Here is a 14,271-nt window from a genome sequence, read left to right on the forward strand (position 1 = left end):
ACGTCTGGGTCACCGGCTCATCGTTGTTATATTTATTTTATCGTCGCTGCGGGAAGGTTTAAGTTTCATTGAGTTATTACAGCAGATCGCGGGAAATTTACAGCTGGTTGCACTTGGAGCAGAACTCTTGCGATTCGGCGGTAGTTTCCTGCACGCCATCTCTCTAGAGTAGGTGATCCCAGAGGTATTGATTGGTGAGAAATCAGCATACTCTGTATGTTGAAGCCATTTTCAATTGCACCAACCTACGCGGATGCGTAGGTTTTTTTTTGCCTGCCATATAGTATTCTTTTCCCTACAACGATTTACGCCTCCATGGTCAAGGGAGAAGGGCATGATCTTTTCACTGCTGCGCGCGCTGTTTCGCCTGTTGTTTCGGGTTCGGGTCGAAGGGGACGTCCAGCACTTCGAGCGGCAAAAATTACTGATTACGCCGAACCACGTCTCTTTCCTCGACGGCGTGCTGTTAGCGCTGTTCCTGCCGATAAAACCGGTGTTTGCGGTCTATGCCAGCATCGGCGAGAGCTGGTTTATGTGCTGGCTGCGGCCTTACATCGATTTTGTCTCGCTCGATCCTACCAAGCCGATGGCCATCAAGCAGCTGGTGCGGATGGTCGAACAGGGACGGCCGATCGTGGTGTTCCCTGAAGGGCGCATCACCGTGACCGGCGCACTGATGAAAATTTACGACGGCGCGGCGTTTATTGCCGCCAAATCGGGCGCCACCGTGGTGCCGGTGCGGATCGACGGCCCCGAATTCAGCCCGTTCGGCCGTATGGCTGGGGTGTTCAAGATCCGCTGGTTCCCGCAAATCAACATTCGCATCTTGCCGCCAACCACGCTGCCGATGCCGGAGGCGCCGCGTGCGCGCGATCGCCGGGCGTTGGCGGGCGATCGGCTGATGCAGATTATGATGCGGGCGCGGATGGACACGCGCGAACCGCAGACGCTGTTCCATGCCTTGCTGGCAGCGCAGCACCGCTATGGGCGCCGAAAACCGTGTATCGAAGACATCGCTTTCAAAGAAGACAGCTACCAGACGCTGATCAAAAAATCGCTGGGTGTCAGCCGCATTCTGCAACGCTTTACCGCCGAAGGGGAACTCGTCGGGCTGCTGTTGCCGAACGCCACTATCACCGCGGCGGCGATCTTCGGCGCTTCGCTGCGCAATCGCATTCCGGCGATGCTCAACTACACCGCCGGCGCCAAGGGCCTGAACAGCGCGATGACGGCCGCCGGCATCAAGACCATCGTCACCTCGCGCCAGTTTCTGGAGAAGGGCAAGCTGACCCACCTGCCGGAACAGGTGCCGCAGGCTAACTGGATGTATCTGGAAGATCTGAAAGACACCGTCACGCTGGCGGATAAGCTGTGGATCCTGCGTCACTTGCTGCAGCCGCAACGCGCGGCGTTGCCGCAACGCCCGGAGGACGCGGCGCTGATCCTGTTCACGTCTGGATCTGAAGGCCACCCCAAGGGCGTGGTGCATTCGCACGCCAGTCTGCTGGCCAACGTAGAACAAATCCGCACCATCGCCGATTTCACGCCGCGCGACCGCTTCATGTCGTCGCTGCCGCTGTTCCACTCGTTCGGCCTGACGGTGGGGCTGCTTACGCCGCTGATCACCGGCAGCCGCATTTTCCTCTACCCCAGCCCGCTGCACTATCGCGTGGTGCCGGAGCTGGTGTATGACCGTAACTGCACGGTGCTGTTCGGCACGGCGACCTTCCTTAACAACTATGCGCGCTTCGCGCATCCGTATGATTTTGCCCGCCTGCGCTATGTCGTGGCCGGTGCGGAGAAACTGGCGGACAGCACCAAACAGATCTATCAGGACAAATACGGCATCCGCATTCTGGAAGGCTATGGCGTGACCGAGTGCGCGCCGGTGGTCTCGATCAATGTGCCGCTGGCGACCAAGGTGGGCACCGTCGGCCGCATCATGCCGCAGATGGAGGCGCGCCTGATCGCGGTGCCGGGTATTGATAACGGCGGCCGTCTGCAGCTGAGGGGGCCGAATATCATGAAAGGCTATCTGCGGGTTGAGCGCCCCGGCGAACTGGAGCCGCCGGCGGCGGAAGATGCGAATGGTGTACTGCAGCCGGGCTGGTATGACACCGGTGATATCGTCAGCCTGGATGAGCAGGGTTACTGCACCATTCGCGGCCGCGTGAAACGCTTCGCCAAGCTGGCGGGTGAGATGGTGTCGCTGGAGAGCGTCGAACTGCTGGCGCAACGGCTGTCGCCGGAAAAACTGCATGCCGCCACGGTCAAAGGCGACAGCAGCAAGGGGGAGGCGTTGGTGCTGTTCACCACCGATCCCGCTATTACCCGCGAGGCATTGCTGCGGGTGGCGCGTGAACTGGGTAGCCCGGAGCTGGCGGTGCCGCGCGATATTCGCCTGCTGAAAACGCTGCCGGTGCTCGGCAGCGGCAAACCCGATTTCGTCACCCTGCGTCATATGGCCGAACAGCCGGAGAGTGCCTGATGAATCCTTCGACCGAGTCCCCTTTGTTGTCACGCGGCATGATCGCGGTGATCAGCGCACAGTTCCTCTCGGCGTTCGGCGACAATGCGTTGCTGTTCGCCACGCTGGCGTTGATCAAGCAGCAGCTGTATCCAGACTGGAGCCAGCCGATCCTGCAGATGGCCTTTGTCGCCACCTATATCATTCTGGCTCCATTCGTCGGGCAGATCGCCGACAGCTTTGCCAAAGGGCGGGTGATGATGTTCGCCAACGCCCTAAAATTGGCGGGAGCGTTGGTGATCTGTTTTGGGGGGAACCCGTTCCTGGGTTACAGCCTGGTCGGCGTGGGGGCCGCCGCATATTCACCGGCCAAATACGGCATTCTGGGCGAGATCACCAGCGGCGAGAAACTGGTCAAGGCTAACGGCCTGATCGAGGCCTCGACCATCGCGGCCATTCTGACCGGTTCGGTGGCCGGCGGTATTCTGGCGGACTGGCATGTGGTCGCGGCGCTGGCGGCCTGCGCCTTGGTTTACGCGGGGGCAGTGGTCGCCAACCTGTATATTCCGCGTCTGGCGGCGGCGCGCCCGGGGGCTTCATGGCGGCCGCGGGCCATGACGAACAGTTTCTTTACCGCCTGCGTTACGCTGTGGCGCGATGGGCAGACGCGTTTCTCCCTGATCGGCACCAGCCTGTTTTGGGGGGCCGGCGTGACGCTGCGTTTTCTGCTGGTGCTGTGGGTGCCGGTGGCGCTGGGTATTGCCGATAATGCCACGCCGACGCTGCTGAACGCCATGGTGGCCGTCGGCATCGTGGTGGGCGCCGGCACCGCCGCGCGCTTCGTCACGCTGGAGACGGTGAAACGCTGTATGCCGGCCGGGATCCTGATCGGCGTCGCGGTCGCGGTGTTTGCGCTGCAAACGACCATGCTCAATGCCTACGTCTTGCTGGCGATCATCGGCATGCTGGGAGGCTTCTTCGTCGTACCGCTCAACGCGTTGCTGCAGGAGCGGGGCAAACATTCGGTCGGCGCCGGCAATGCGATCGCGGTGCAAAACCTGGGTGAAAACGCCGCCATGTTGCTGATGCTGGGCCTGTATTCTTTGGTCGTGAAGCTGGGCGTGCCGGTAGTGGGCGTCGGCGTAGGGTTTGGCGTGGTGTTTGCGCTGGCGATTTGCGCGTTGTGGTGGTCGCAGCGGCGGTGAAACGGGGCGCAGCCAGGCTGCGCCCTCAGGGTATTAAGGTGCCGGAATGGTAAACCGGGTGTGGATTTCTTCGAGCGCCTGCAGCACGTCCTCATCCAGAATCACGTCGAGGCTGTCGAGGTTGATTTTCAACTGCTCCACCGAGGTGGCGCCCAACAGGGTGCTGGCGACGAACGGCTGCTGACGCACGAAGGCCAGCGCCATCTGCGAAGGGTCCAGCCCGTGTTTTTTGGCCAGCGCCACGTATTCGGCGATCGCCAGCTGGGTTTGCTGCCCTGAATAACGATTGAAGCGGGTGAACAGCGTATTGCGCGCACCGGCCGGTTTAGCGCCGTTGAGGTATTTACCGCTCAGGGTGCCGAACGCCAGGCTGGAATAGGCCAGCAGTTCTACCCCTTCGTGCTGGCTGATCTCGGCCAGGCCAATCTCAAAGCTGCGGTTCAGCAGGCTGTACGGGTTTTGGATCGACACGATGCGCGGCAGTTCGTGTTTCTCCGCCAGCTGCAGATAGCGCATCACGCCCCAGGGCGTTTCATTGGAGACCCCGATATAGCGGATCTTGCCGGCGCGCACCTGCTCGGTCAGCGCCTCCAGCGTTTCCAACAGCGTGACCGTGGCTTTGTCATCGGTATATTGATAGTTGAGTTTGCCAAAGCAGTTGGTGGCGCGCTGCGGCCAGTGCAATTGGTAAAGATCGAGATAATCGGTATTCAGCCGCTTGAGGCTGGCGTCCAGCGCGGCGCGGATGTTTTTGCGATCCAGCGCCTGCTGCGGACGGATGCTGCTGTCGGTACCGCGCACCGGGCCCGAGACTTTGCTGGCCAGGACGATTTTTTCGCGATTGCCGCGCGCTTTGATCCAACTGCCGATATAGCTCTCGGTCAGGCCCTGGGTTTCCGGGCGGGGCGGTACCGGGTACAGTTCGGCGGTGTCTATCAGGTTCACGCCTGCGGCCAATGCATAGTCCAGTTGCGCATGGGCGTCGGCTTCGCTGTTCTGTTCGCCAAAGGTCATGGTGCCCAGTCCCAGCACGCTCACTTCTAAAGAACTGTGGGGAATACGGTGGTATTGCATTAACGGCCTTCCTTTCTTGTTAGCGCTGACGGGCCGTGCGGCCCGGTGAAACAGGAGCCCAATTCAGAAGACGGCGCAAAGTCCGTCGGGCGGCGATGTCGCCTTTCCTGACTATAACCAAGCGGTGAAGATGGGGGAAGCGGATTCCGTGCGGACACGAATGAGGGCTACCGCGCTCGAGCGGGCGATAGCCGGCGTGCGGTGATTAGCGTTCGATAACCTGGGAAACCTGATCGCCGTTGATCTGGCGGTGGTTGCCTTTCTCATCTTTATAACTGATGAGTCCGGTGTCTGTGTCGATCTCTGGTTTGCCTTGCGTCAGGATCATGTTGCCGTCTTTGGTCGCCATGACGTAGTCGCTGGAACATCCCGCCAAACCGGCGGCCATCACCAGCGCAGACACTGCCATTACCCACTTTTTCATCCTGCGGATCCTCGATTATGCAGAAAACAATGTTCTTTCAAGATTAGCAAACTCTTGGCCGGGGGCGTCTCAGATAAGTCTTTATCTGATAAGAAAAAGTGAAATGAGGGGGCAACGAAACGGCGGAAGCCGCCTATGGCGGCCTCCGCGTAGGGTTATTCCGGCGAACGGTTTTTCTTGCTGCGCATCAGATTGAGCGCCTCTACCGACATGGAGAAGAACATGGCGAAGTAGATGTAGCCTTTCGGCACGTGCACCTGGAAGCTTTCCAGCATCAGCGTGAAGCCCACCAGGATCAGGAACGCCAGCGCCAGCATTTTTACCGACGGATGGCGATTGACGAATTCGCCGATCGGCCGGGCGGCGAACATCATCACGCCGACGGCGATCACCACCGCCGCCATCATGATGAACAGATGGTCGGAGAGGCCCACGGCGGTAATCACCGAGTCCAGACTGAAGATGATATCCAACAGCATGATTTGCACGATCGCGCCGAAGAAGCTGTGCACCTTGGTGTGGTGCTCTTCTTCCGACCCTTCGATGGTTTCGTGGATCTCTTTGCTGGCTTTCCAGATCAGGAACAATCCCCCCAGCAGCAGGATCAAATCGCGGGCGGAAATAGAGTGATCCAGCACGGTGAACAGCGGGTGCGTCAAGCGGATCACCCAGGCTATGGAGGCCAACAGCGCCAGACGCATAATCATGGCGGCGGCCAGCCCGAGCCGGCGAGCTTTGTTCTGTTGCGCTTTGGGCAGCTTGGCCACCACCAGCGACAGAAAAATGATGTTATCAATACCCAGTACGATCTCAAGAATGGTTAGCGTACCTAACGCTAACCAGGCATTGGGATCCATAATCCATTCGAACATTGCCCGACACACCTTAATACTAAATAAATGCAAAGTGTGAATTATACGCGTTTATCGCGGCGCTGACAGGGTTAGCTAAACCAGAGTTAAACGAAATCGCCTAGATTGAGAAATGTCTTGCCAGCAGCGCGCCGGTAAAACCCTTTTTCAGATAGAAACCGCGCGGCAGCGTCATGATAGGTTGCCCCTGTTCGCCGATGGCTTCGGTGAGCGCCTTGTTGTTGGCCGCTTTGGGGCGCAGTTGCAGCACTTCGCCGTGGCGCGCGGTGATGCGTTCTACGTGACCGAGCACGATCAGATCCATCAGTTCTTCCCAATCGCGGCGCAACCTCTCTTCTTCTGCCGCGCTCGGGCTCCACAGCAGCGGCGAACCGACGCGGCGCTGGGCTAGCGGGATCTGCCGTTCGCCTTCTACCGGTATCCATAACACGCGCGCCAGCTTGTGGCGAACGTGGCTGCTGGCCCAGGTGACGCCGCTGTTGCCGGTGAGCGGGGCGACGCAGACAAACGTGGTTTCCAGCGGTTTGCCGGCGGCGTCGACAGGAATGGTTTTCAGCTCAATGCCCAGCTCGGGAAAATCCTGTTCCGGTTTGCTGCCGGCCATGGCGCCGAGATACAGCTCCAGCAGCATGCCCACCCAACCCTTATCGCGTTTCAGATCCTTGGGGATCGGCAATTGCGCACGGGCGGCCAGTTCACCAAAGCTGAAGCCGGCCAGCGCCTGAGCGCGCTCGAACAGCTGCCGTTCATTTTCCGGCGGGGGCGGCAAAGGGGATAAAAATGCCATAAATCAAGCCTGTCGAATTTGGTTGAAAAATGTACTGCAATTATACGCGGCGAGCGATAACCGCTGTCGCCTGGGGAAAAGAATAATAGTAGCATGATTTTACATGACTTTTTTTCTTTCCTTACGTGGCCGACAATACACTCACGGGGCTTGTTCACCTGAAGCCACCGACAATAAACAGGATCTTACACCTATTTATCCACAGATTTATGGGATAACCCAAATTTTTGCCGATCACTGGTTCAATTTACAGCCTTGACTCAGGCGGTTTTTTACGAATTTGTCCGTTTTGTGCGTAACTTGCCCGCATAATCTGTGGATAAAAACGGCGTTGGTGGATCTTTCGCCAGGGTAAGATCCTTACCGTGCATAGATCACATTTTTGACCTGTTCACCAGTGCGTGTTGTTGGTTAATTATATGTTTTTAAAGTAAATGTGTATTTTTCGGTATGAGGGGATATTTGAGGGTGTGAGAGTTTTACCGGCTTATCCCTCGAGTTCTGCACACACCTATCCACAGAAAAAGTGAATAAAACCGGCTTAAAAGGCTGGGGTATGTTTATAACTTTGCCTATATCTGTGAGTTATCCCAATGTTATCCGGCCCGCAGCACCGTAAAGCAGTGGTTTACCGCCTGTAGCTTGTGTGAAACAATCAGGACATCTATGCGAATTTAAGCTTATCGAGGTAGTCCGGTGATCGATGATGATGGCTACCGCCCGAATGTTGGTATCGTAATCTGTAATCGTCAGGGGCAGGTCTTATGGGCCCGCCGTTACGGTCAGCACTCCTGGCAGTTTCCCCAAGGTGGGATTAACCCTGGCGAAACTGCGGAGCAGGCGATGTACCGTGAGCTGTTCGAAGAAGTGGGGCTGAGTAAAAAGGATGTGCGCATCCTGGCTTCGACCCGCAACTGGTTGCGCTATAAATTGCCGAAACGTTTGGTGCGTTGGGACACAAAGCCGGTTTGTATCGGCCAAAAGCAAAAATGGTTTTTGTTGCAGCTACTGTGCAATGACGCTGATATCAATATGCAGCGCAGCAGCACGCCGGAGTTCGACGGTTGGCGCTGGGTGAGCTTCTGGTATCCGGTGCGCCAGGTGGTGTCGTTCAAACGCGACGTTTACCGCCGGGTGATGAAAGAATTCGCCGTGACCGTGATGCCGATGCAAGAGCAGGCGGCGCCGCGGCAGGCCCCCGCTTATCGCCGAAAGAGAGGTTAAGTTAAGCCGACTATGCTCACGCGCTTGCGAGAAATTGTAGAGAAGGTGGCCGCGGCGGCCAGTCTGACGGATGCGCTGGATCTGCTGGTCAATGAAACCTGTCTGGCGATGGACACCGAAGTGTGTTCCATCTACCTGGCGGACAACGATCGCCGCTGCTACTACCTGATGGCCACGCGCGGTCTGAAAAAGCCGCGCGGGCGCACTATCGCATTGGCGTTTGACGAGGGCGTCGTCGGGTTGGTCGGCCGCCGGGCCGAGCCTATCAACCTGGCCGATGCTCAAAGCCATCCCAGTTTCAAATATGTCCCTCAGGTGAAAGAGGATCGTTTCCGATCCTTCCTCGGGGTGCCAATCATTCACCGGCGCCAGCTGTTGGGCGTGCTGGTGGTGCAGCAGCGTGAGCTGCGCCAGTTCGACGAAAGCGAAGAGTCTTTCATGGTCACCCTGGCCACGCAGATGGCCGGGATCCTGTCACAGTCGCAGCTTAACGCCATTTTCGGCCAGTATCGCCAAACGCGCGTGCGCGCGCTGGCGGCCTCGCCCGGCGTGGCGGTGGCGGAAGGGTGGCAGGACAGCAGCCAGCCTTCGCTCGATCAGGTTTACCGCGCGTCGACGCTGGACACCGCCAGCGAGCGCGAGCGCCTGACGTTGGCGCTGGAAGAGGCCGGCGCGGAATTTCGTCGCTTCAGCAAGCGTTTTGCCGCCAGCTCGCAAAAAGAGAGCGCGGCGATCTTCGATCTTTATTCTCACCTGCTAAACGATGCCCGCCTCAAGCGCGAATTGTTCGCCGAAATTGATAACGGCTCGGTGGCGGAATGGGCGGTGAAGCAGGTGATAGAAGCCTTTGCCGAACAGTTCGCCAAACTGCAGGACACCTATATGCGCGAGCGCGGCAGCGACCTGCGCGCGCTGGGCCAGCGCCTGCTGTTCCACCTCGACGACACCACTCAGGGCGCCACCCAGTGGCCGGCGCGTTTTGTGCTGGTGGCGGATGAACTGACCGCGACATTGCTGGCAGAAGTGCCGCAGGATCGCCTGGTCGGCGTGGTGGTGCGCGACGGCGCCGCCAACTCGCATGCGGCGATTTTGGTGCGGGCGATGGGCGTGCCGACGGTGATGGGCGCCGACATCCAGCCTTCTCTGCTCAGCCAGCGGCTGCTGATCGTTGATGGGTATCGCGGCGAACTGCTGGTCGATCCTGAGCCGGTGCTGGTGCAGGAATACCAACGGCTGATCAGCGAAGAACAGGAACTGAGCAAGCTGGCGGAAGACGACGTCGAACAGCCGGCGCAGTTGAAAAGCGGCGAACGCGTTCAGGTGATGTTGAACGCCGGCCTCAGCCCGGAACATGAACAGCTGTTGGGCGGCCGGGTGGACGGCGTGGGATTGTACCGCACTGAAATTCCGTTCATGTTGCAAAGCGGTTTCCCTTCCGAAGAAGAACAGGTCGCGCAGTATCAAGGTATGTTGCAGCTTTACCCCAACAAACCAGTCACGTTGCGCACGCTAGACATCGGCGCCGACAAGCAACTGCCCTACATGCCGATCAGCGAAGAAAATCCCTGCCTGGGCTGGCGCGGCATTCGCATCACTCTGGACCAGCCGGAGATCTTTTTGATACAGGTGCGCGCCATGCTGCGCGCCAATGCCGGCACCGGCAACCTGGGCATTTTGCTGCCGATGGTCACCAGCCTGGAAGAGGTCGATGAGGCCAAGCGCCTGATTGACCGCGCCGGGCGCGAGGTGGAAGAGGTGCTTGGCTACGCGATCCCGAAACCGAAAATCGGCGTGATGTTGGAAGTGCCGTCGATGATTTTCCTGATCCCGCATTTGGCCGGGCGCGTCGACTTCATCTCGGTAGGCACCAACGATTTGACCCAGTACCTGCTGGCGGTGGATCGCAACAACACGCGGGTAGCCTCGCTGTACGACAGTCTGCATCCCGCGATGCTGCAGGTGCTGAAGCTGATCGCCGAACAGGGGAAAGCGGCCGGGCTGCAGCTTAGCCTGTGCGGTGAACTGGCCGGCGATCCGATGGGCGCGCTGTTGCTGGTGGGCATGGGCTATCGCAATCTGAGCATGAACGGCCGCAGCGTGGCGCGCATCAAATACCTGCTGCGACATATCGACCTTGCCGACGCGGAAGTGTTGGCGCTCCGGGTGTTGAACACCCAAATGACCACGGAAGTGCGCCATTTGGTGGCGGCGTTTATGGAGCGACGCGGCATGGGCGGATTGATTCGCGGCGGCAGATAATCGCCGCGCGATGTGATTTTTTTACAGAACTTTTCCCGCGCTGCCGGCCCGGACCGCGCCAAGCCTATGTTATGATGCGCAACCTCAGCGCGACGCATGTTCGTCGTCTTGCAAACCGCAGCGGCCAATGCTGCCGTTTGCAAGGCGCGAGGTAATGTCCGTCGCCGTTTGGCACCTGCCGCCCCCGCATGGGGAAAAATAACAGACATGTTGTGGTGATAGATGAGCAATAGCTATCTGGCGTTTCCTAAATTTGATCCGGTCATTTTCTCCATTGGCCCGGTTTCTTTGCATTGGTACGGCCTGATGTATCTGGTCGGCTTCGTTTTTGCCATGTGGCTGGCGGTGCGCCGCGCCAACAAGCCGGGCAGCGGCTGGACCAAAGACGAAGTGGAAAACCTGCTCTATGCCGGTTTCCTGGGCGTATTCGTCGGCGGCCGCGTGGGCTATGTGCTGTTCTACAACCTGCCGTTGTTCCTGGATAACCCGCTCTATCTGTTCAAGGTCTGGGATGGCGGCATGTCGTTCCACGGCGGTTTGATGGGGGTGATTCTGGTGATGTTCTGGTTCGCTCGTCGTACCAAACGCACCTTCTTCCAGGTTTCCGATTTTATCGCGCCATTGATCCCGTTCGGTTTGGGCGCCGGCCGCCTCGGCAACTTCATCAACGGTGAACTGTGGGGCCGCGTGACTACCGACACCCCTTGGGCGATGCTTTTCCCAAGCTCGCGCAGCGAAGACGTGGCCCTCGCCGCCGCCGATCCTTCTCTGCTGCCGCTGCTGAACCAGTACGGCGTGCTGCCGCGTCACCCGTCCCAGCTGTATGAACTGCTGCTGGAAGGCGTGGTGCTGTTTATCATTCTGAACCTGTTCATCCGCAAGCCGCGGCCGATGGGTGCCGTATCGGGCCTGTTCCTGAGCGGTTATGGCGCATTCCGCATTATCGTCGAAGCGTTCCGCCAGCCGGATGCCCAGCTTGGCCTGTTCGACGGCGTGATCAGCATGGGGCAGATCCTGTCCATCCCGATGGTGGTGGCCGGTATTATTATGATGATTTGGGCGTACCGTCGTCGCCCGCAGCAACAACTGTCGTGAGGGACAAATGAAACAGTATCTGGATTTGATGAACAAGGTGCTCGCCGAGGGCACTCCTAAAGCCGACCGTACCGGCACTGGCACGTTGTCGATTTTCGGCCACCAGATGCGTTTCAATTTGCAGGATGGCTTTCCGTTGGTGACCACGAAAAAATGTCACCTGCGTTCGATCATTCATGAGCTGTTGTGGTTCCTGAACGGCGATACCAACACCGCCTACCTGCGTGACAACAAGGTCACCATTTGGGACGAGTGGGCCGATGAAAACGGCGATCTCGGCCCGGTGTACGGCAAGCAGTGGCGCGCCTGGGGGGCGGCGGATGGTCGTCAGATCGATCAGCTGAGCAATGTGCTCCAACAGCTGAAGCAGGATCCGGATTCGCGCCGCATCATCGTTTCCGCCTGGAACGTCGGTGAGCTGGACCAGATGGCGCTGGCGCCGTGCCACGCGTTCTTCCAGTTCTACGTGGCGGACGGCAAGCTCTCTTGCCAGCTGTACCAGCGTTCCTGCGACGTGTTCCTGGGCCTGCCGTTCAACATCGCCAGCTATGCGCTGTTGGTGCACATGATGGCGCAGCAGTGCGATCTGGAAGTGGGTGATTTCGTCTGGACCGGTGGTGATACCCACCTGTACAGCAACCACATGGAACAGACGCGGCTGCAGCTGACGCGTGAACCACGTCCGTTGCCGAAACTGGTGATCAAACGCAAGCCGGCTTCGCTGTTCGATTACCGTTTCGAAGACTTCGAGATCGAAGGTTACGATCCGCATCCGGCCATCAAGGCGCCGGTCGCGATCTGACCTTAACCGCATCACACCAGGGGCGCAGCGATTGCGCCCCTTTTTTTATCCGCATTGCGCGCCGCGCCGCATTTTATTGTCGCCATTTGTCACTATAGGGAAAACATTGCGCAGCTTGCCGCAAGGCTTGCGCATGCGGCTTTACCGCTTTGTTACGGCCCTTACACTGGCCGCATGAACGAAAATACGCTATCGAACATCGATGACCGCCAGCGTGGTATGACGCTGATTGAGCTGTTGGCGGCGCTCCTGATCGCCGGCATGCTCACCGGCTGGGGCGTCGGGCAATGGCGCTATCATCAGCAAGCGCTGCGGCTGGAACACACGGCCCAACAGCTGCTGGCGTTTTTGCTGCGACTGCAGGCGGACGCCAACTGGCGTAACCGCCCGGCGCTGCTGTGGTTCAAGAACGGCACGCCCTGGTGTCTGGGCGGTGGCGTGCCGCCGCCGGATTGCGGTTCAGCCGAAGGCTCCGTTTTTTTGCCGTTTTATCGTGACGTTGCGCTGAGCGGTTATACCGACAAAGAAATCGGGTTTTACGGTTTGCGCAATACTGCGCAGGCGGGGCATATCCAGCTCAGCAATGAGGCAGGCGGCCTGCGGCTAGTGCTGTCTGCCCGAGGGCGGCTGCGTTTATGCAGCGAAGGGCTCCGGATAAGGGGGATCGCGCCATGCTGACTGTCGAACGCGGTTTTACTCTGCCGGAGGTCATGTTGGCGCTGGTGTTCGGCAGCGTGATCGCGCTTGGCGCGGCAAAAACTTACCCGCTGTTACGCCAGCAGAACGTGGCCGTTGGTCAGCACTTTCGGCTGGAGTCAACGCTGCGACAGCTGGCGTTCGGCATTGAGAAAGATCTGCGCCGCGCCGGTTTTTGCGCCGGGCAGTGCGCAGGCCGTCCGTTGCTGATCGGCCAGGCATCGGGAGAAGCGGCGGGCAGCTGCGTTATCGTCGCTTACGACATCACCCGCAGCGGGCAATGGCTCACCTCGGGCGAGGATGTAGGCTATTTCGGTTATCGGCTGCGCAATGGCGGCTTGGAAGGGCAGCGCGGCGTAAGCCAATGCGACGGCGGCGGCTGGGAGCGGCTACTCGATCATGACGAAGTGCGCATTGAGCGGTTTCATGTGGCGATAGAGCGGGGCGATCACGGCGCAGCGTTGGCTCGTCTGACGCTGACGGGGCGCTCCGCCAGCGATACGCGTATCAGGCGCAGTCTGAGCGGGAGCGTCGAAATGGCGGCGCTGCCATGAAGCGGCGCACCCAGCGAGGCGGTAGCACCCTGGCGGCGGTGATGTTGCTGCTGGCGCTGGGGCTGATGTTGCTCAATGCTCAGCATCGGCAATTGGATAACGCGCTGTTACTGGCCGCCGATCAGCAGCGTTACCTTCAGGCTTACAATCAGGCCGCTTCGGCGCTGAGTTGGGGGATGAGCCAGCGCTGGCCGCGCGCCGAGCTGAGTGCAGCGGCCTGGCTATGCAGGCAGCGCGTGGAATTGACGGCCTGCGCCCGGCTGTCTACCAGAGCGGGGGTGGTGACGGTACGCGGCCTTGGTGAGATGCACGGGGGGGAGCCGCTTTGGCTGTATCAATGGGGCGTGTTTGACGATGCAGAGGCTGCTGGCAAGGTGCAAGCGCAGCCAGGGGGGCGGCTGGATTTTTGCCCCGAGAAAAGGCTGGCTGACTGCGATGGCTAACGCTCGCGCAGGGCGGCTATCCCGCAACGGCTTCAGCCTACCGGAGGTATTGGTGGCAGCCTTGCTGTTCTCGGTGTCGCTGCTTGGCTTGTTACAGTATCATCAGGTGCTGTTGCAGTCGTTTCAGCGCCAGTGGCACTACCGGCAAGCCTGGGCGCTGGCGCACCAGCAGTTGGAAACGTTCGCCGTCACCGGGCGGCTCGATGCCGAACCACCGCCGGAAGGCTGGCGACGTGAGGCGGCGCTTGACGATGCGGAGAGTGATTGCCGTCGATTGACGGTCAGGGTTCAAACGCCGCAGCGGCAGTGGGCAACGCTGAGCCGTTGGTATTGCACCCGTTTTTGAGCCGGTATGTTTTTTGTTTTAAA

Annotated in this window: 14 protein-coding genes; 10 read left to right on the forward strand and 4 right to left on the reverse strand. The window is 59.3% G+C overall.

Annotated elements, in window-relative coordinates; translation table 11 throughout:
- Positions 1–334 precede the first annotated feature (334 nt).
- The gene (gene aas / locus WA302_RS18325) at positions 335–2,488 is read left to right on the forward strand and encodes a bifunctional acyl-ACP--phospholipid O-acyltransferase/long-chain-fatty-acid--ACP ligase (RefSeq protein WP_261456826.1); all 2,154 of its coding nucleotides are present in this window, start codon (positions 335–337) and stop codon (positions 2,486–2,488) included.
- Positions 2,488–3,672, forward strand: a complete 1,185-nt coding sequence (gene lplT, locus WA302_RS18330) for a lysophospholipid transporter LplT (protein ID WP_261456827.1) — start codon at positions 2,488–2,490, stop codon at positions 3,670–3,672. Before aas ends, lplT begins: the two co-directional genes overlap by 1 nt.
- A 33-nt stretch (positions 3,673–3,705) precedes the next feature.
- Here the strand turns inward: lplT and WA302_RS18335 are convergent, their stop codons facing one another.
- From WA302_RS18335 to mutH, 4 genes are all read right to left on the reverse strand, one after another.
- A complete protein-coding gene (locus WA302_RS18335; protein WP_060435062.1) occupies positions 3,706–4,746 on the reverse strand; it encodes an NADP(H)-dependent aldo-keto reductase in 1,041 nt (346 codons plus the stop codon).
- 205 nt (positions 4,747–4,951) lie between these two features.
- A complete protein-coding gene (locus WA302_RS18340) occupies positions 4,952–5,170 on the reverse strand; it encodes a YgdI/YgdR family lipoprotein (protein ID WP_016929923.1) in 219 nt (72 codons plus the stop codon).
- Positions 5,171–5,325: 155 nt separating this feature from the next.
- Positions 5,326–6,042: a TerC family protein gene (locus tag WA302_RS18345; protein WP_025304068.1), complete on the reverse strand. Its 717-nt coding sequence runs from the start codon at positions 6,040–6,042 to the stop codon at positions 5,326–5,328.
- Between the two features lie 100 nt (positions 6,043–6,142).
- Entirely contained in the window at positions 6,143–6,829 is a 687-nt protein-coding gene (mutH, locus tag WA302_RS18350) for a DNA mismatch repair endonuclease MutH (RefSeq protein ID WP_025304067.1), read from the reverse strand.
- A gap of 696 nt (positions 6,830–7,525) precedes the next feature.
- Here mutH and rppH point away from each other — a divergent pair.
- From rppH to WA302_RS18390, 8 genes are all read left to right on the forward strand, one after another.
- Complete coding sequence (gene rppH / locus WA302_RS18355) at positions 7,526–8,053, forward strand: RNA pyrophosphohydrolase (RefSeq protein WP_004931849.1); 528 nt, start codon at positions 7,526–7,528, stop codon at positions 8,051–8,053.
- 12 nt (positions 8,054–8,065) lie between these two features.
- A complete protein-coding gene (gene ptsP / locus WA302_RS18360) occupies positions 8,066–10,312 on the forward strand; it encodes a phosphoenolpyruvate--protein phosphotransferase (RefSeq protein WP_043139841.1) in 2,247 nt (748 codons plus the stop codon).
- A 222-nt stretch (positions 10,313–10,534) separates the two neighbouring features.
- Positions 10,535–11,407 (forward strand): prolipoprotein diacylglyceryl transferase, encoded by an 873-nt coding sequence (gene lgt / locus WA302_RS18365; protein ID WP_261456828.1) that lies wholly within the window; start codon positions 10,535–10,537, stop codon positions 11,405–11,407.
- 7 nt (positions 11,408–11,414) lie between these two features.
- Complete coding sequence (gene thyA / locus WA302_RS18370; RefSeq protein ID WP_025304065.1) at positions 11,415–12,209, forward strand: thymidylate synthase; 795 nt, start codon at positions 11,415–11,417, stop codon at positions 12,207–12,209.
- Between the two features lie 174 nt (positions 12,210–12,383).
- Entirely contained in the window at positions 12,384–12,887 is a 504-nt protein-coding gene (locus WA302_RS18375; protein WP_147823282.1) for a prepilin peptidase-dependent protein, read from the forward strand.
- Complete coding sequence (locus WA302_RS18380) at positions 12,881–13,459, forward strand: prepilin peptidase-dependent protein (RefSeq protein WP_147823283.1); 579 nt, start codon at positions 12,881–12,883, stop codon at positions 13,457–13,459. Before WA302_RS18375 ends, WA302_RS18380 begins: the two co-directional genes overlap by 7 nt.
- Entirely contained in the window at positions 13,456–13,902 is a 447-nt protein-coding gene (locus WA302_RS18385) for a YgdB family protein (protein ID WP_043139853.1), read from the forward strand. The genes WA302_RS18380 and WA302_RS18385 overlap by 4 nt, the downstream gene beginning before the upstream one ends.
- Positions 13,895–14,248, forward strand: coding sequence for a prepilin-type N-terminal cleavage/methylation domain-containing protein (locus WA302_RS18390; RefSeq protein ID WP_060435075.1), 354 nt, complete (start codon positions 13,895–13,897; stop codon positions 14,246–14,248). The genes WA302_RS18385 and WA302_RS18390 overlap by 8 nt, the downstream gene beginning before the upstream one ends.
- Positions 14,249–14,271: the final 23 nt, after the last annotated feature.

This window comes from Serratia sp. 201, assembly GCF_037027545.1.
In the GTDB taxonomy this organism is placed as follows: domain Bacteria; phylum Pseudomonadota; class Gammaproteobacteria; order Enterobacterales; family Enterobacteriaceae; genus Serratia; species Serratia bockelmannii.